The sequence below is a fragment of the Paraburkholderia sp. SIMBA_027 genome (genome assembly GCF_046535315.1).
GTDB classification, from domain to species: Bacteria; Pseudomonadota; Gammaproteobacteria; order Burkholderiales; family Burkholderiaceae; genus Paraburkholderia; species Paraburkholderia tropica.
This window is the reverse complement of record NZ_JAWRWY010001408.1, coordinates 1-243: the sequence shown is the minus strand read 5'-3', so window position 1 is coordinate 243 and position 243 is coordinate 1. Positions and strand designations below refer to the sequence as shown.

At 64.6% G+C, this 243-nt stretch carries 1 protein-coding gene; it reads left to right on the top strand.

All coding sequences use genetic code 11. The features are described from left to right. On the top strand, window positions 1–243 hold a 243-nt coding region (locus SB764_RS43825), incomplete at both ends, for an amidase family protein (RefSeq protein WP_410867283.1).

Below are 243 nucleotides of genomic sequence, written 5' to 3'. Positions count from 1 at the left end.
GACGGGGTCCCGTACACGGCGAAGGACAGCTTCCTCGTGAAAGGGCTTACCGCCGCAGCCGGCTCACCTGCCTTCAAGGAACTCGTCGCGCAGAAGGACGCCTTCACCATCGAGCGGTTGCGCGCAGGCGGGGCAGTCCTGATCGGCCTGACGAATATGCCCCCCATGGCCAACGGCGGGATGCAGCGCGGGGTCTATGGCAGGGCGGAAAGCCCGTACAACGGCGAATTTCTTACTTCAGCC